Source organism: Fretibacter rubidus (genome assembly GCF_041429785.1).
GTDB lineage: Bacteria > Pseudomonadota > Alphaproteobacteria > Caulobacterales > Maricaulaceae > Fretibacter > Fretibacter rubidus.
In genome coordinates this window covers 37429-53180 of record NZ_CP163423.1, presented here as the reverse complement: position 1 = coordinate 53180, position 15752 = coordinate 37429, and the positions used below count along the sequence as shown (strand labels likewise).

Genomic DNA, 15752 nt, shown 5'->3' with positions numbered 1-15752 from the left:
CCATGGTCAAGCTCAATAAAATTTACACCCGCACCGGCGATGACGGCTCCACAGGGTTGGTGGACGGCTCACGCGTGTCAAAAGACGACATGCGCGTGCGCGCTTACGGGGATGTGGACGAGCTTAACAGCGTCATCGGCATTGTGCGTCTGCACTTACAAAACCAAAATTTAGACGCGACATTATCGCGTATTCAAAATGACCTATTTGACTTGGGCGCCGACCTTGCGACCCCCCTACCCAAACCGGGAGACGCCGATAGTGAATATGCGCTTCGTATAGTGGGCGCGCAGCCAACACGGCTAGAGACAGAACTTGACGCCCTTAACGCCGATCTCGAACCGCTCACCAGTTTTGTGTTGCCGGGCGGCTCTCCCCCTGCGGCTTATTTGCATCAAGCGCGCACAGTTTGCCGCCGCGCTGAACGCGTGACCGTGGCCTTATCTAAAGACGTTGCGGTCAACCCCCATGCTTTGACATATCTGAACCGTCTATCTGATTTTTTATTCGTGGCGTCTCGGTGGTGTAATAACCAAGGCGCAATGGACGTGAAATGGGTGCCAGGGGCAAACCGATAGGGACGGTATGATACGGGGCGAATTAATTAAATCCGAAGGTTTGGGGCTTGATCATGACCCCAATTTCAACTGGCGCGGGCAGGCCGTCACCCGCATTGAAAACCTGTCCGATATTGCCTTTGCTTTGGCGCTGTCCATGCTCGTCGCGGGCAGCGGCACACCGCAGACCTTTCAAGATTTGGGACGGTTTTTATTTTCCATCATTCCCGTCGCAGCAGGGTTCTCTGTCCTTTTAGGTATCTGGCACGGCCATTTCACATTTTTTCGCCGCTACGGTGTTGCCGATAATCGCATAATTTTCATTAATGCCGCGCTGATATTTGTCGTGCTTTATATGGCCTACCCTTTGCGTTTTGCCTTCGACAGTCTTTTTGCCTTTATTATGATGCAACTTGGTAATGGCCAGATGATGTATGAGCTAGGCATTATGGATTTTGATACATCGGGTATCATCATCACCTATTTCGCGACAGCCTATGCCATTGCGCATTTTCTTCTCGCCCTGATGTATCGTCACGCACTGAAAAATAGAGAGCTACTGCAATTATCCGATTACGAGATAACTGTGACGAAGCGCGAGATTTTCACGCGTTACGGCCTTGCGCTTTTGGCGACTTTTGTCGCTTTGGTTGCCTATTTCACAATATTAAACGGTATGGCGGGCGCTTTGCTATTTTTGACCTTTCTGCCTTATGGGCTCGCGAATAAAATCCACCCGGATAAAGTCAAACAGGCGAATTAGAAACACCCTCCTAATTCACCGCAATATGCAATTCGTTGCATAAAAACTCAGGCGAGTGACCTTGTAATTCGCGGCTCCGTGCCGCATATGAGAGCCAGAATAAAAGCCTATCATGGATAAAAAGTGGAGAACCCAATGAAAGTCCTCGTTCCTGTCAAGCGCGTGCTTGATTACAACGTCAAAGCCCGGGTCAAATCTGACCAAAGCGGTGTTGACCTGTCCAACGTCAAAATGTCGATGAACCCGTTTGACGAAATCTCTGTCGAGCAAGCCGTGCGCATGCAAGAGGCCGGCACAGCGACGGAAACTGTTGTGGTCTCCATCGGCCCCGCGAAAGCTCAAGAAACAATCCGCACAGCGCTCGCTATGGGTATAGAACGCGGCGTTCACATTACCACGGATGAGGATTTAGAGCCGCTAGCGGTCGCCAAAATCCTCAAGCAAGTCGCAGAGGCAGAAGGCTCTGATTTGATCATTCTTGGCAAGCAAGCGATTGATAATGATTACGGCGCAACGGGCTCCATGCTCGCAGCCCTATTGGATTGGCCGCAAGGCACATTTGCCAACACAGTAGAAGCCAAAGACGGAGGATTGGTTGTCGTGCGCGAAGTCGATGGTGGTCTGCAGACTGTCAAAACGGAACTGCCCGCCGTAGTTACCACTGACCTGCGCCTGAATGAGCCGCGTTATGCGTCGCTGCCTAATATCATGAAGGCGAAGAAAAAGCCGATTGAGGCGAAAACCCCCGCCGATTACGGCGTTGATACGGCCCCACGCTTGACCACGATTAAAGTGACAGAGCCACCAAAACGCGAAGCTGGCATCAAAGTCGAAGACGTTGCGACATTGGTTGATAAATTGAAAAACGAAGCAGGAGTAATCTAATGGCCATTCTTGTTGTTGCTGAACATAATAATGAAGAGTTGAAGGACGCGACCCACAAAACTGTGACTGCGGCGAAAGCCATGGGCGGCGATGTGGATATCCTTGTCGCGGGTAAAGGCGTAAAAGATGTCTCTGCTGCGGCCGCGAAAATCGACGGCGTGCGCAAGGTGATTGCCTGTGACCACGAAAGTTTGCGCCGCCAACTCGCAGAAAGCATGGAAAAAGTCATCGTGCCTTTGATGGGGGATTACGATGCCGTTTTGGCCGCTGATACGACGACGCATAAAAACTACATGCCGCGAATTGCTGCCAAATTAGACGTCCAACAAATCAGCTCTGTCACCGGTATTGACGGCGATGTTTTCGAGCGTCCGATTTATGCGGGTAACGCCATGGCCTTTGTCAAATCCAACGACCCGAAACAGGTTGTCACTGTGCGGACTACAGCATTTGCGGCAGCAGGCGAAGGCGGTTCTGCGTCAATCGAGACGATTGCGGATCCCTCTGGTCCGTTTAAGGCTGAATTTGTCGGCGAAGAATTGTCCAAATCAGACCGCCCCGAATTGACCGCTGCCAAAATTGTTATCTCTGGTGGACGTGGAATGGGCAACGGCGAAAACTTTGCCATGATTGACCGTATCGCCGACCAGTTGGGCGCCGCCGTGGGTGCGTCGCGCGCCGCCGTTGATGCGGGCTTTGTCCCCAATGATTATCAGGTCGGGCAAACGGGTAAAGCCGTCGCGCCAGAGCTTTATATCGCCGTTGGTATTTCCGGCGCCATCCAGCATTTGGCAGGGATGAAAGATAGTAAAGTCATCGCCGCCATTAACAAAGACGAAGAAGCCCCAATCTTCCAAGTCGCGGATTACGGCCTTGTCGCCGATTTGTTCAAAGCGTTACCAGAACTGGAAGCGGAACTGGGCAAAGCGGGTTACTAAAACCCGCCTATTTAAATCATGACACCCCGCCTTTGATCAATCTCTTGGGCGGGGTTTTTTATTGGATAAGTCTTAGCCCCACTTACCCCAATTGATCTGCGGCGAGTATCCAGAGTGTAAAGGCCGCAACGACAAGACTGGCCACGACAGTATAGCTGATATTTGAACTTATCACGCCCGCGTCGAGCATGTATGCATCTACAAAAGTAATATTTGGCAGAGTAATATTTGGAAGGCTCACCGTGGGTAGATTTAGACCCGCAAGCAGCCCCCATAATTTCGGCATTTGCACAGCCGCGGTTAGCCCGCCGATAAAAAAAGCGCCGTTGATAATCCGTCGACGCAATCGGGCGATACGGGCAACCTCTGCGTCTGCCTTGGCCATGATGAGCGCGGTAAACCCGCCGTCATCCACGGGGGTAGTATAGTCAGATAGAAATTCATCAATCGCGTTTTTATGCATTATTGTCTGCCTTCTCTAAATAGGCGCTTAGCGCAGTTTGCAGTGTCTTTCGTCCCCGCGCAATATGGGATTTTACGGTGCCCAAGGGTAAGCCAGTCACGCCCGCAGCCTCAGCATGGGTCAGCCCTTCTGATAGCACGAGCATGAGGCACGCCCGCATATCAGGGGACAAATCCGCCATCGCCTTTGACAGATCCAACCCTAGTCCCGCGCTTGGCACAGCATGGGATATATCGGGGCTGAATATATTGGGATTGGGCGTTAGGTCTGCGCGCCGTTTTGTCTTGCGGTAATGATCAATAAAAATGCGGTAGGCGGTGGTGAATAACCACGCTTTCGCCTTAGTCGGATCTTGTAAATCATTCATATGGGACAGAGCCCGCATGAAACAATCCTGCGCCAAATCATCGGCCAGCGCATGATTGCCCGTCAACCGCCGCAGGAAAGCCCGCACCGCACCCTGATGGGTGCGGACGATCGCTTCAAATATCAGGCGGTCGGATATGACGCTAGTCCGATTTACGGCCGATAAAGGCCCATAGTCCGACCAGCACCGCACCGACTAAAATCGGGAACATAGCAAGGCCACCGAACACAGTTTGCGCCTCGTCTTCGGGGATGGCACCGCCCAGAAAAATCGTTGCAATACCAATCGCAATCAGGATGAGGCCCGTGCGCAAATCGGCGTGTTTTGGTTTCTGCCGTACACCCAAAGACTGAACAATCTCTGGCGTTAACGGCTCGCCTTTTGACACAATCTCTTTGATGACCTCGCTCATCGCTTCTTGGGCTTTGCGGCGATTAAAGACCACCAAGCCCACAATGACTGGGATAATTGAAAACAATGCGATGGGAACTACAATCTCTTCCATAACCAAATCTCCTTTTGTTGGGTTATACAGATAAGACGGTATGACCGAGGGATTTGGATGCAAATCTATAAATTTAATTTTTGAAGAGATTTTCCAAGCGTTTAATGTTTAACCAACCATGCGTCATTGGCCTCCCGCTTGGACAGCGGGAGCAAGGCATTTAACAATGTATAGGGTTTAGGGCGGCACAGAAGGCGGCAAAGGTGTCGGCGGCGTATGTTTAGGCGTGGTGTTTTTCGGCGCGGGGTTTTCAGGCGGCATGTTTAAGGGGGCGGACCGCGCATTATCTGTATTTGCCCCCGTCTCGCGCGCTGTCTCTGATAGCTCTGATCGCCCGATAAGTTCAACGACAGTGACAATGATAGGGGCCTTAAACGGGTTCTTAAATGTGTAGGGCTTGTCACGCGGCTCTCGGAAGTGGCGTTTTGACGTCGCGCGCGGCAGCGGCGGAAGACGAAATTGACAGGTGGAAGGGTTTGGGGTTTTCGGGATAGGCCGTGAAGTTTTATGCCCCGTTTCAGCCACGTCAACGGCCTCGGGTGTGCCTGCTAAGTAACGCGCATTCCATCTCATCAGCCCCGCATAACCACCAAGCGCGGAGATTACCTGCGCCCGGCGCGCGGGGTCAGATAGCATCGCCGCCTTCACCCGCATTTGATAAAGCCACACCTCGCCCGACATAATCATCCGTGCCACACGCGCTATATCCCGCACAAGGCGGTGCGCTCTATTTGACCGTAAATCAGCCTCTAAAAGCGCGTCGGTTAAGGTCGTGAACAAGATACGAAGCTGCGGTATGATAAGTGCGATGGATGACATGACGTGACAGTCGCACGGAGTGAAAGAGGGGGAGGAGGATTTGTGATGGGGGGGATTAATGTTTCGCTGGGCGCTTGGGGGGCTTAGAAGACGTTAGGCGCAGCCTGAAAATCGATCCCGTGGGTCGATTTTAGTCGGAGAAGGCCACGGCAGCGAACATTAACGAATAATTTTGGGACTCTAATTACTCGTAGTATAGCTGACACAAGTCCCAAGTTTGCAAGCTTTATCTAGATACACTTGACCATTTTCAAGATTGATTTCACCCAATTCGTTGCTGCCCCACATTTCAGCCAGATTGATACATGACCAGACTACATTTTTATTACATAATTCTTCAAATTCTTTAGCTGCATATTGGACGTTTTTTTGGACGCCACCCCATCCCATACGGTATCGAACGGCTTTGTAGTTGCAGCCAACTAATGCGCCTAAGTCACATGCTTTTTCGTAATTATCATATGCAAGTTTTTGATTTTTGGGATATGAAATTCCAGTTCTGTAATGCCATGCTACCAAACTACATGCGCGCGCATGTCCCCTATCACATGCTGGTTGCGTATAGTTTCTCAATTCTAGTCCATGATCGGTTTCAGGAAAAAAGCTGAGATGATGTGCAAGCCCTGTAAGCGCCATCGCGTCAAGAGAGCCAGCATCCGCTACTGAAGTGAGGTCCCTGAGATCTACATTGCGAATAATTGGTTTGAAGTCTTCTAGGGCAAATGTACTCCATTGATTGTCCGAGATTAGATCAGATACGTTTAACTTATCGGTTAACCCCAAATCTTCTGAATTTGGATTGAGTTCATTATTGGTATCTTCATCTGAGATCGTTTTATCGACATTATTGCTGATTTCTGATGTAGTGCTTGTTTTATCCGTTTTCTCTTTTAATGGGGCTTGTGTATCGACCCGGTCTTTCAGCTCCGTAGGAGAAGATATTGGGCTTTCGGTTGTAACTTCTGACTCTTTGTCAGGCACTGTGATTTTTGTCGAAACGCTTCTAGATATATATAGCGCAACTATGGGTCCAGCAATCGTCGCTAATAGTGCCAACGTGCCGAGAATAGCCACAAACTTTTTACTAATTGGCCTTTTCTTTAGTTCCCGAAGTTCCTTTATTCTAATCTCTGCAAAATCCGCCCATTGAGCACTATCTCCATATTCTCTGAGGTAATGTTCGTATTCGGCGATGCTCTGGATACGACTTCTTGAAACTGTTGTCCAAAACTCTGCCTCTTTAATTCCTTCTTCAATTCTGTTTTTAGCGATTTTTTCTGGAATTTTTTGTTCAGATATCTTTTTTCCAATGGCACTCTCGAGCGATTTTAATAAGACTTCTGGTAGTTCTAGTCCTTCTTCCTCAGCCCACTTTGACAAGTCCAGTGTTTGGAGGCCACGATAGAGCGGCGGTGGTAAAGTCCCATCGAGGCTAACGGGAATTAGCTTGCCCTGAGTAAATGCATGATTTGCTTCCGCCCGAACCCACGGGCTTTCAACCGATAGTTTTGACCATAGAACTATTGCAACAGAGCTATTATCTATTACTGAAAATATTTCATCCTCGTAAGTCTGTCCTGCTAATAAGTTAGCGGCGAACCAAGGACGTAAGTCATAGCGACTTAATGCTTCCGCCAACCGCTTGGCAGCATCTTGTTCTTCTACCTTGTACGCTAGAAAAATATCGTTCTTAGTTGACATGCGTTGAGTTTACTTAGTGTTTCTTGTGTTAACAATATCAAATTTTTTTATAAAATAGTGCTGACGTTCAATCTACGCTATTCTTTCTGAAGGGCCTCATTTCTTAGATGCCCTCATAAACTCAAATTACCTACATGCCTGCCTGATACTCACATAAATGAACGGTGTGACGTTTGATTTATATATGTGATGATCAATTTTCACTTTACACCGTAATTCGGTATAAATCAGTCTTAGTTCTTCGTTCGAAATGGGGATATTGACACTGAGCTAATGTCTGCAATGAGGATAAACCCCCATTTTGAAAAAGCCAGCGATTGTTCTCTAGTTTCTTCGCATTGAAAAACCCTACCGCCTTCGCTGCCGTCGAAAAAAGAGTCGTCCCCTGACGTCTGTTGCACAGACAGCGGGCAGAGCTGATTACTTTTCTGCATTGAAAAACCCTACCGCCCTCGCTGCGCTCAAGCGGGTTTTTCAATGATTAATCATCCATCTTCAATGCGGCGATGAAGGCCTCTTGGGGGATTTCTACGCTGCCGAATTGGCGCATGCGTTTTTTACCCTTTCTCTGTTTATCCAGAAGCTTGCGTTTACGCGAGGCGTCGCCGCCGTAACATTTGGCGGTTACGTCTTTGCGCATGGCGGCAATAGTTTCGCGCGCAATGACTTTGCCGCCAATGGCCGCTTGGACCGGGATTTTAAACAGATGGCGCGGGATGAGGTCTTTCAGGCGTTCACACATTTGCCGCCCGCGCACTTCCGCGCGGTCGCGGTGCACGAGCATAGAGAGCGCATCAACCGGATCGCCGTTCACCAGAATGCTAAGCTTGACCAGATTGCCTTCGCGCGTACCGATTGCTTGGTAATCAAAACTGGCATAGCCTTTGGACACAGATTTTAAGCGGTCATAAAAATCAAATACGACCTCATTGAGCGGTAATTCATATTCCACCATGGCGCGACCCGCGACATAGGACAGACCCGTTTGGATACCGCGGCGATCTTGGCAGAGCTTTAGGATGCCGCCGAGATAATCATCAGGCGTCATAATCTGGCACTTAATCCAGGGCTCTGCGATATGTTCGATCTTCATAATGTCGGGCATATCGGCGGGGTTATGCAACTGCATCTCTGTGCCGTCGGTCATCGCCAGCGTATAGACCACGCTGGGCGCCGTCGTGATTAGGTCAAGATTAAATTCGCGCTCCAGCCGTTCTTGGATAATCTCCAAATGCAGCAGGCCGAGGAAGCCGCAGCGAAAGCCAAAGCCAAGGGCGGCGGATGTTTCCATCTCGTAACTAAAGCTCGCATCATTGAGACGCAGGCGGCCCATAGCGGCGCGCAAGTCTTCAAAATCGGCGGCATCGACCGGGAAGATGCCACAAAACACAACGGGTTGAGCGGGTTTAAAGCCGCCCATCGCTGTGGCGGTCGGGCGTTTTTCCTCTGTGATGGTATCGCCCACGGCGGCGTCCGCGACTTCTTTAATAGAGCCTGTGAAAAAGCCGACTTCGCCGGGGCCAATCTCTACGACGTCGGTGGCTTTGGGTTTAAACACGCCGACTTTGTCGACGACATAATTCGCGCCCGTGTTCATTGTGCGGATGCGCATGCCTTTTTTCAGCGTGCCTTCCATAACGCGGAATAACACAACCACGCCCATATAGGTATCATACCACGCATCGACCAGCATTGCTTTTAACGGCGCGGTAGGATCCCCTGTCGCGGGGGCGGGCAAGCGCGTGACAATGGCTTCCAGCGTTTCTTTAATCCCGATGCCCGATTTGGCCGACGCCAGTACAGCGTCCGATGCGTCAATACCGATGACGTCTTCAATCTGCTGGCGAATGGCTTCGGGTTCTGCCGCGGGTAGGTCAATTTTATTGAGGATCGGCACAATTTCGTGGTCATGCTCTATCGCTTGATAGACATTGGCCAGCGTCTGCGCCTCGACCCCTTGGGAGGCATCCACCACCAGCAGAGAGCCTTCACACGCCGCGAGCGAGCGCGAGACTTCATAGGCAAAATCCACATGGCCCGGCGTATCCATCAAATTCAGAATATAGGTTTGGCCGTCGTCTGCTTTGTACTCCAACCGCACGGTCTGTGCTTTGATGGTGATACCGCGCTCTTTTTCAATATCCATATTGTCCAGCACTTGTTCGGACATTTCACGGTCGGTCAGCCCGCCCGTATATTGGATAAGCCGGTCGGCCAAGGTCGATTTACCGTGGTCAATATGCGCCACAATGGAAAAGTTCCGGATATTGTTCTGGTTCGTGCTCATGGGATGATATCTAGGTGAAACCCCGCAAAACGCAAGCGCGATTGCACAGCTCTAGCTGCGAGTTATTGGCGCGGGGCTGTCGGGCCAATACGCCAAATTGGAACCCCGTAAAGCATTCATGCGTAGGTTTGGCACACATAGGAGAATTTTATGCGCTTTATTACACGCACCATTGCCGCCGCCATTTTATCATATTCCATCAAGACGCTGCTACGCTCGGCTGAACAGGATAAGTCCTAATGGATTTGCCAATGGGTTTGCCAGTGGATTTGAAAGACTGGCTATTTGTTGAACCCGCCAAAGTCTTGCCAATTTTTATTACCGTTATCTGCGTCTATATTGGGCTTATTGCCCTGACGCGGATTGGCGGCATTCGCAGTTTTTCCAAAATGAGCGGCTTTGATTTTGCCGTAACCGTGTCGATTGGCTCTATATTCGCGGGCATAGTCATGGCCGAAGACCCCAGTGTGGGCCAAGGCCTCATCACCCTCACTATCGTCTTTGCCGTGCAGTTAATTGTCGCGACTATCAGGCAGCGTTCCAATCGCTTTGAAACGCTTATGAGCAATAAAGCCCGAATGATTATGGTTGGCGACGCCATACAGCATGACCAAATGCGCAAAGCCAAAATATCGCGCGAGGATCTATATGCAAAATTGCGCGAAGCTAACGTCTTTCATTTTAATCAAATCATCGCTGTTATTGCCGAAACAACTGGCGATGTGTCCGTGATACATACCAATAATGTCAAAGACATTTCACCTGACATTTTCAAAGGTGTCATCGGGTATGAACGACTTACGCAGAGGCCAAAGTCATAGCGCTCAGGCCATAGTTTAAACCTATACCTCCCATAGTTATTATATATTTCGCCAATGCATCTAAATGCTCTAAATGACGCGTATGATAAATAATGGTGCGACAAAAGCCGGCAACATAAAAGGAAGAGATATGCGTAAATTTTACATTGGAATGGCAGCAACAGCGGCCCTACTTGCGGCCTGTGCCAGCACGACTGACACAACAGACATGGCAGACAATGACATGGCCGAAGCTGAGATGTCTGATGCGATGAAAGAAACAGTGGCCGAGCTTTGCCTTGATGCGGGCCCGCAAACGCCGCGCGACATCAGCTCCAAAATTGGCCTCAACACGGTCGAGTTTACCATGGCGCCTGAAGCGTCAGAACTGAACCTGTGTAACATCCACACACACACAAATGCCGAGCACAAAGGCCCAGGCTTTAGCGTGTTTGTTAATGACACAGACAGCGGCGGTTACGCGTGTAACGACACGGACACTTTGACCGATTTCGAATTGATGGACCCGTACCAAGGTCTTGGCGCTTACAAAGGCGTGAAGCCGGGCGACACGATAGAGGTGCACTGGGTGCATACATCATGTGACATCACACCGGGCGAAGGCCTTGGCTCTTGTTTGTCTGAAACCTGTACAGACCCGCTACTGCGCGTGGAAGCCCAAGTCTTCCTTGTCGTGAACGACCCCGAAAATGCGCTTGATTTCACCAAGATGGCCTACGGCGGCAATATGGTCGACGGTAAGCATCAAGCCAAAATGATTCCGTCTGATACAGGAACGCCTGTGATATTTCGCGGTTCCACAACTGGTCCAAGCTATGACCAATCAACCTGTTCAGCGCTGAGCGTGACATGGTCCGTACGCCCAAGCTGTGCACGTGTTGACATCAGCTCTCTACACCGCTGGGCGGAATCAGGGAACGTCTTTAACGAGACAAAGTCCCACGGCGTCCGCCAATTGGTCACAGCGCCAGAACTGCTGTCACCGATTGAGTAAACACTGGCCCCTATAACGTCCCTCCCCTTAGGACGAGAAAAGCCCGCCGTAGAGATGCAGCGGGCTTTTTGTTTTGATTTTATAATGGGGTTTGAAAACCCCAATTACATTTGCCCCAACCCTACATCTGCATCGTCCAGCCTTCGACGTCCATGGCGGCTTGGCGGACGGCTTCGGTGATGGTGGGGTGGGCGTGGCAGGTTCTGGCGACGTCCTCACTGCTTGCGCGGAACTCCATAGCGACACAAAGCTCTGCGATAAGGTCCCCTGCATTGGCACCGATAATATGCCCGCCGAGGATTTCGTCCGTTTCGGCATGAGCCAGGATTTTGACAAAGCCGTCGGTTTGGTGATTGGCCCGTGCACGCGAATTGGCCGTGAAGGGGAACTTGCCCTTTTTATAGGGGATGCCCGCCTCTTTAAGCTCTTCTTCGGTTTTACCCACAGAGGCAATTTCAGGCGCGGTATAGACCACGCCGGGAATGACGTCGTAATTCACATGGCCGGCTTTGCCCGCAATTAATTCTGCGGCCGCGACGCCTTCGTCCTCGGCCTTATGGGCCAGCATTGGGCCGTGCGTGCAATCGCCTACCGCCCAAATGCCAGGCACAGATGTTTTATAATGATCGGTTTCAATAAAGCCGCGCTTGTCGGTTTTCACACCTGCCGCATCTAGGCCCAAATTATTGGTGAACGGACGGCGGCCAATACAAACCAGTACGACATCGGCGTCAATGTCTTTGGGCTTGCCGCCAGCGGAGGCCTCGGTCGCGACTTTCAATCCGCCTTTGGATTTTGTCACGCCTGTCACTTTGCGTGAAAGCTCAAACTTGACCTTTTGTTTTTTGAAAATGCGCAGCGCTTGCTTTTGCACCTCATTGTCCATGCCGGGCATGATGTGATCGAGATATTCGACCACGGTCACCTCGGACCCCAAACGCCGCCAGACAGAGCCTAGCTCTAGTCCGATGACGCCGCCGCCAATCACCAGCAATTTGCCCGGCACTTTGGATAGCTCTAGCGCGCCTGTGGAGGACACAATGGTTGTCTCATTGATATCGACACCCGGTAGGGTCGCCACTTCGGACCCTGTAGCGATTACGATATTTTTCGTCTTTAGCGTTTTACCGTCCACGTCTACCGTGGTTGCATCAACGATCTTACCAAAGCCGGTGATGTGCTCGACCTTGTTTTTGTTAAACAGATATTCAATGCCAGACGTCAGACCCTCAACGGTTTTTTCTTTGGCCGCCATCATTTTTTTAAGGTCAAAGCCGACCTCGCCCGTGAGTCCCATGCCCTCAAAGTCCTGTTGTGCCGTCTCTAGCATTTCAGTGGAATGCAGCAGGGCTTTGGACGGGATACAACCGACGTTCAGGCATGTCCCGCCGAGCGTTTTACGCGTCTCGACACAGGCGACTTTCAGGCCCAATTGTCCCGCGCGAATGGCGCAATTATAACCGCCCGGGCCGCCGCCGATGATAATGATATCGTAAGTGTCAGACATGATTGCGCTCTCTTTTTGAAGTCAAAATTCTGACCAACATGTAGGCGCGCTGGCGGGTTGGGTCAACCACCGCCGCCGCTTAAACGCGTCGTGATAAGATGAGCTTAGCGTAAATAGGATTGGCGGCGCATGCGGACGGCGAACCCAATGATAAGGATGCAGACGGCCCAGACAAAAACAAGCATGCTGTAATCCCCTGCCCCCATCACAGCCCGAAACCGACCATCAATAATGGAGGGTAGAAAACCAACAATAGCACCGACGAAAGAGGCATAGAAAAACGGCAGACATAACCGACGACGCATCAACAATAGCAAGCCGCCAATAAGGCCGCCCCAAACACCCACAGCGTAACCTGCGGTCGCCCAAGCGGGGGTAATCTCTTTTAAGGCCCACATATCCGCGCCAAAAGCGTCAATATAGGCGGGCTGTGCTATCATATGTTCCGCCAGATACATGGCGCATCCGATTAGGCTCCACGATAGGAACGTAAGGTTGATAACCCAAAACCACCAAGGGGGGCGTTTTGTAAAATCAATCATCGTGGCCGCCTAACGCAGAATAGTGCGCGCGGTCATGGCACGGGCAAACCAAACAAGAAAAACAGCAATAATAACAATGGAGATATACATCGCCTTATTGCCCGCAGAGACCGTGCTCATTACGTCTGTGCCAAACCAGCTATAGCCTTGTTGAATCAGCACACAGATTAAAGAAAGTAGCAGCGGCCAAAGGGCAAGTTTTCTGCGTAGCAAAAGTAAGAGGCATCCAATCGCGCCGCCCAATACAGCGACGCCGTAGGCGACAGTTATAAACCCGGGTTGATTTGCGGCTGCGTCAGCCAATGCTGTCCCATAATTTGTGACCATGTCATCATAGGACATAGACATATCCGCGAAGAAGGCGCCAACGCCTAGCAAGTTCCAAACAAAAGCCAGGCCGCTTACGACCCAGAACCACCAGGGTGTTTTTGTAATTACATTTGCCATGGTGCTACCGCACTATCCCACGTGCGCGCATGGACCGCGCGAACCAAACCGCAAATAGTGAGATCACCAAAACGATAATCATAATCGCGATATAGGCCCCGCCCAGCATCGTGAAGGTCCCGCCAAGCGCGTCCATACCAAAGGATATGACAACCATGAGTGCGGTAAACATGAGCACTGGCACCGCGAGTTTTTTGCGCAGCAGGAGTAATATTGCCCCCAGCACCCCGCTCCAGATAGCGAGGGCAAAAACAGCGGCGTAATAGGCCGGCATGGCCAGCATAAATTCAATTTGTTCTGGCGTGAAATCTTGTGCTGCTAAGCTCTCTGGCGTAGCGGTCACAGAGCTAAGGTAATTGGCGACACCTGATAGGTTCCACAACAAAATTAGTCCGCTAACGAGCCAGAACCACCACGGCGTCGTTGCTTTTACAATATCATTGTCCATAAATCCCCCCAGATTATGGGAGGATTATAACCGCGCTGCGACAAATTGTCGAGTCTTACGAAAAAGCGTCGAAAACGAGCCTATAGATCAAGCAATAAACGCTCTGGGTCCTCTAGGCATTCTTTGACCCGCACCAGGAAGGTGACCGCTTCTTTACCGTCAACGATACGGTGATCATAAGACAGCGCCAGATACATCATCGGGCGGATAACAATCTCATCATCCACGACGACGGGGCGTTTTTCAATCTTATGCATGCCCAAAATACCGGATTGAGGCGGGTTCAAAATGGGCGATGACATGAGTGAGCCGTAAACACCCCCATTGGAAATCGTAAAGGTACCGCCCATCATATCGTCCATTGACAATTGACCGTCGCGGGCCTTTTTGCCCAACTCACCGATGCCTTTTTCAATACCGCCTAGCGAGAGCGTATCGGCATCACGCAGGACAGGCACGACAAGACCTTTGTCTGTGCCAACGGCGACAGAAATATCGTAGTAATTTTTGTAAATCACATCCGTGCCGTCAATTTCAGCATTGACGTTCGGCACGTCTTTTAACGCTTGGACACAGGCTTTGACAAAGAAGCTCATGAAGCCGAGCTTCACGCCGTGTTTTTTGATAAAGACCTCTTTATACTGGCTGCGCATGGCCATGATATTGGTCATATCGGCTTCGTTATAAGTCGTCAGCATGGCGGCTGTATTTTGCGCGTCTTTGAGGCGGCGGGCAATCGTTTGGCGAATACGCGACATGCGCACGCGTTCTTCGCGTGGGCCCAGCTCTCTTGGCGCAGATGATTTGGGCCCAGACACTTTGGACGCAGACGCTTTCGGTGCAGGGGCAGAGGACGCAGGAGCAGGATTGGCCTTGGCCGAGAGCGCGTCACCTTTAGTGATACGGCCGTCTTTGCCTGAGCCCGCAATTGTGCTGGCGTCCAAATTGTTTTCTTTAATAATGCGGCTGGCCGACGGCATGGCGATACCGCCTGCGTCTCCTGTTGGCGCATTCGTAGGTGGCACATCGGGCAGTTCCCCACCTGCGCCGCCTTCGTCGCCGGCCGCTTTTGGCGCAACACCCGGCGCAGCGGCACTGCCGCTTTCGCCGAGTTTGGCAATCGTTTGCCCGACTTGGGCCACGTCACCTTCGGCAACAAGGATATCAGTAATCACACCCGCACGCGGCGCGACCAATTCTTGCGCGGCTTTGTCGGTTTCTAATTCCACAATGGCTTGATCTTTTTCAACCGCGTCACCTTTGGCAACCATCCAACTGGCGATTGTGACTTCGGAAACAGATTCGCCGACATTGGGCACGTCAATATCAAGGGCGGGTCCCGACGGCGCGCTGTCGCTGCTTGGCGCTTCTGTCTGGGCTTTAACCTCAGCATCGCCTTTATCAGCCGTTTTTGTACCGCTGCCCGATCCCAATTTGGCAATGAGCTGGCCAATTTCGGCAACGTCACCTTCGGCAACAAGAATTTCTTCTAATACGCCGTCTTCTGGCGCGACAAGCTCTTGTGCGGCTTTGTCCGTCTCTAGCTCGACCAACGGTTCGTCTTTTTTAATGGTGTCACCCACAGCTTTGAACCACTGCGCGATTGTGACTTCGGCGACACTTTCGCCGACATTGGGGATGGTGATATCTGTCATAATGTGTCCGTTAAGCGCTATGCGCTTTCCCTTTATCCGTTTTGCGGTATCCG

The 15752-nt window shown here is 51.0% G+C and carries 17 protein-coding genes; 6 read left to right on the top strand and 11 right to left on the bottom strand.

All coding sequences use genetic code 11. From position 1 onward, the window contains the following. Nucleotides 1-2: 2 nt before the first annotated feature. From AB6B37_RS00260 to AB6B37_RS00245, 4 genes are all read left to right on the top strand, one after another. Entirely contained in the window at nt 3-578 is a 576-nt protein-coding gene (locus tag AB6B37_RS00260) for a cob(I)yrinic acid a,c-diamide adenosyltransferase (protein ID WP_371396889.1), read from the top strand. Nucleotides 579-585: 7 nt separating this feature from the next. Then, entirely contained in the window at nt 586-1320 is a 735-nt protein-coding gene (locus AB6B37_RS00255; RefSeq protein WP_371396888.1) for a TMEM175 family protein, read from the top strand. Nucleotides 1321-1455: 135 nt separating this feature from the next. Further along, nucleotides 1456-2205: an electron transfer flavoprotein subunit beta/FixA family protein gene (locus AB6B37_RS00250; protein WP_371396887.1), complete on the top strand. Its 750-nt coding sequence runs from the start codon at nt 1456-1458 to the stop codon at nt 2203-2205. After that, nucleotides 2205-3143 carry an electron transfer flavoprotein subunit alpha/FixB family protein gene (locus AB6B37_RS00245; RefSeq protein WP_371396886.1) on the top strand — a complete coding sequence of 313 codons (939 nt, stop codon included), beginning with the start codon at nt 2205-2207 and terminating at the stop codon, nt 3141-3143. The genes AB6B37_RS00250 and AB6B37_RS00245 overlap by 1 nt, the downstream gene beginning before the upstream one ends. Before the next feature lie 82 nt (nt 3144-3225). Here the strand turns inward: AB6B37_RS00245 and AB6B37_RS00240 are convergent, their stop codons facing one another. The 6 genes from AB6B37_RS00240 to lepA form a co-directional block, all read right to left on the bottom strand. Beyond that, a complete protein-coding gene (locus tag AB6B37_RS00240; RefSeq protein WP_371396885.1) occupies nt 3226-3606 on the bottom strand; it encodes a hypothetical protein in 381 nt (126 codons plus the stop codon). Next, nucleotides 3599-4165: an RNA polymerase sigma factor gene (locus AB6B37_RS00235; RefSeq protein ID WP_371396884.1), complete on the bottom strand. Its 567-nt coding sequence runs from the start codon at nt 4163-4165 to the stop codon at nt 3599-3601. Before AB6B37_RS00235 ends, AB6B37_RS00240 begins: the two co-directional genes overlap by 8 nt. After that, nucleotides 4116-4478 (bottom strand): DUF6249 domain-containing protein, encoded by a 363-nt coding sequence (locus AB6B37_RS00230; protein WP_371396883.1) that lies wholly within the window; start codon nt 4476-4478, stop codon nt 4116-4118. Before AB6B37_RS00230 ends, AB6B37_RS00235 begins: the two co-directional genes overlap by 50 nt. Nucleotides 4479-4655: 177 nt before the next feature. Then, the gene (locus tag AB6B37_RS00225; RefSeq protein ID WP_371396882.1) at nt 4656-5297 is read right to left on the bottom strand and encodes a hypothetical protein; all 642 of its coding nucleotides are present in this window, start codon (nt 5295-5297) and stop codon (nt 4656-4658) included. A 180-nt stretch (nt 5298-5477) separates the two neighbouring features. Continuing rightward, nucleotides 5478-6998 carry a TIR domain-containing protein gene (locus tag AB6B37_RS00220; protein WP_371396881.1) on the bottom strand — a complete coding sequence of 507 codons (1521 nt, stop codon included), beginning with the start codon at nt 6996-6998 and terminating at the stop codon, nt 5478-5480. 481 nt (nt 6999-7479) lie between these two features. Continuing rightward, the gene (gene lepA / locus AB6B37_RS00215; protein ID WP_371396880.1) at nt 7480-9285 is read right to left on the bottom strand and encodes a translation elongation factor 4; all 1806 of its coding nucleotides are present in this window, start codon (nt 9283-9285) and stop codon (nt 7480-7482) included. Nucleotides 9286-9524: 239 nt separating this feature from the next. Here lepA and AB6B37_RS00210 point away from each other — a divergent pair, with 239 nt between their 5' ends. Both AB6B37_RS00210 and AB6B37_RS00205 read left to right on the top strand, forming a co-directional pair. Beyond that, nucleotides 9525-10106, top strand: a complete 582-nt coding sequence (locus AB6B37_RS00210; protein ID WP_371396879.1) for a DUF421 domain-containing protein — start codon at nt 9525-9527, stop codon at nt 10104-10106. A 223-nt stretch (nt 10107-10329) separates the two neighbouring features. Then, nucleotides 10330-11100: a delta-class carbonic anhydrase gene (locus AB6B37_RS00205; protein WP_371398475.1), complete on the top strand. Its 771-nt coding sequence runs from the start codon at nt 10330-10332 to the stop codon at nt 11098-11100. Between the two features lie 121 nt (nt 11101-11221). Here the strand turns inward: AB6B37_RS00205 and lpdA are convergent, their stop codons facing one another. The 5 genes from lpdA to odhB form a co-directional block, all read right to left on the bottom strand. Further along, complete coding sequence (gene lpdA, locus AB6B37_RS00200) at nt 11222-12607, bottom strand: dihydrolipoyl dehydrogenase (RefSeq protein WP_371396878.1); 1386 nt, start codon at nt 12605-12607, stop codon at nt 11222-11224. Between the two features lie 104 nt (nt 12608-12711). Beyond that, nucleotides 12712-13149 (bottom strand): hypothetical protein, encoded by a 438-nt coding sequence (locus tag AB6B37_RS00195; RefSeq protein WP_371396877.1) that lies wholly within the window; start codon nt 13147-13149, stop codon nt 12712-12714. A 9-nt stretch (nt 13150-13158) separates the two neighbouring features. Further along, complete coding sequence (locus AB6B37_RS00190; RefSeq protein ID WP_371396876.1) at nt 13159-13596, bottom strand: hypothetical protein; 438 nt, start codon at nt 13594-13596, stop codon at nt 13159-13161. A 4-nt stretch (nt 13597-13600) separates the two neighbouring features. Next, a complete protein-coding gene (locus AB6B37_RS00185) occupies nt 13601-14044 on the bottom strand; it encodes a hypothetical protein (RefSeq protein ID WP_371396875.1) in 444 nt (147 codons plus the stop codon). 80 nt (nt 14045-14124) lie between these two features. Next, nucleotides 14125-15699 (bottom strand): 2-oxoglutarate dehydrogenase complex dihydrolipoyllysine-residue succinyltransferase, encoded by a 1575-nt coding sequence (gene odhB / locus AB6B37_RS00180; RefSeq protein WP_371396874.1) that lies wholly within the window; start codon nt 15697-15699, stop codon nt 14125-14127. Nucleotides 15700-15752 lie beyond the last annotated feature (53 nt).

Coding starts and splice junctions, on each gene's coding strand:
- AB6B37_RS00250 (WP_371396887.1), top strand. CDS start 1,456: ATGAAAGTCCTCGTTCCTGTCAAGCGCGTGCTTGATTACAACGTCAAA.
- AB6B37_RS00190 (WP_371396876.1), bottom strand. CDS start 13,596: ATGGCAAATGTAATTACAAAAACACCCTGGTGGTTCTGGGTCGTAAGC.
- AB6B37_RS00220 (WP_371396881.1), bottom strand. CDS start 6,998: ATGTCAACTAAGAACGATATTTTTCTAGCGTACAAGGTAGAAGAACAA.
- AB6B37_RS00210 (WP_371396879.1), top strand. CDS start 9,525: ATGGATTTGCCAATGGGTTTGCCAGTGGATTTGAAAGACTGGCTATTT.
- AB6B37_RS00245 (WP_371396886.1), top strand. CDS start 2,205: ATGGCCATTCTTGTTGTTGCTGAACATAATAATGAAGAGTTGAAGGAC.
- AB6B37_RS00225 (WP_371396882.1), bottom strand. CDS start 5,297: ATGTCATCCATCGCACTTATCATACCGCAGCTTCGTATCTTGTTCACG.
- AB6B37_RS00255 (WP_371396888.1), top strand. CDS start 586: ATGATACGGGGCGAATTAATTAAATCCGAAGGTTTGGGGCTTGATCAT.
- AB6B37_RS00260 (WP_371396889.1), top strand. CDS start 3: ATGGTCAAGCTCAATAAAATTTACACCCGCACCGGCGATGACGGCTCC.
- lpdA (WP_371396878.1), bottom strand. CDS start 12,607: ATGTCTGACACTTACGATATCATTATCATCGGCGGCGGCCCGGGCGGT.
- AB6B37_RS00205 (WP_371398475.1), top strand. CDS start 10,330: ATGGCCGAAGCTGAGATGTCTGATGCGATGAAAGAAACAGTGGCCGAG.
- odhB (WP_371396874.1), bottom strand. CDS start 15,699: ATGACAGATATCACCATCCCCAATGTCGGCGAAAGTGTCGCCGAAGTC.
- AB6B37_RS00240 (WP_371396885.1), bottom strand. CDS start 3,606: ATGCATAAAAACGCGATTGATGAATTTCTATCTGACTATACTACCCCC.
- lepA (WP_371396880.1), bottom strand. CDS start 9,285: ATGAGCACGAACCAGAACAATATCCGGAACTTTTCCATTGTGGCGCAT.
- AB6B37_RS00195 (WP_371396877.1), bottom strand. CDS start 13,149: ATGATTGATTTTACAAAACGCCCCCCTTGGTGGTTTTGGGTTATCAAC.
- AB6B37_RS00185 (WP_371396875.1), bottom strand. CDS start 14,044: ATGGACAATGATATTGTAAAAGCAACGACGCCGTGGTGGTTCTGGCTC.
- AB6B37_RS00230 (WP_371396883.1), bottom strand. CDS start 4,478: ATGGAAGAGATTGTAGTTCCCATCGCATTGTTTTCAATTATCCCAGTC.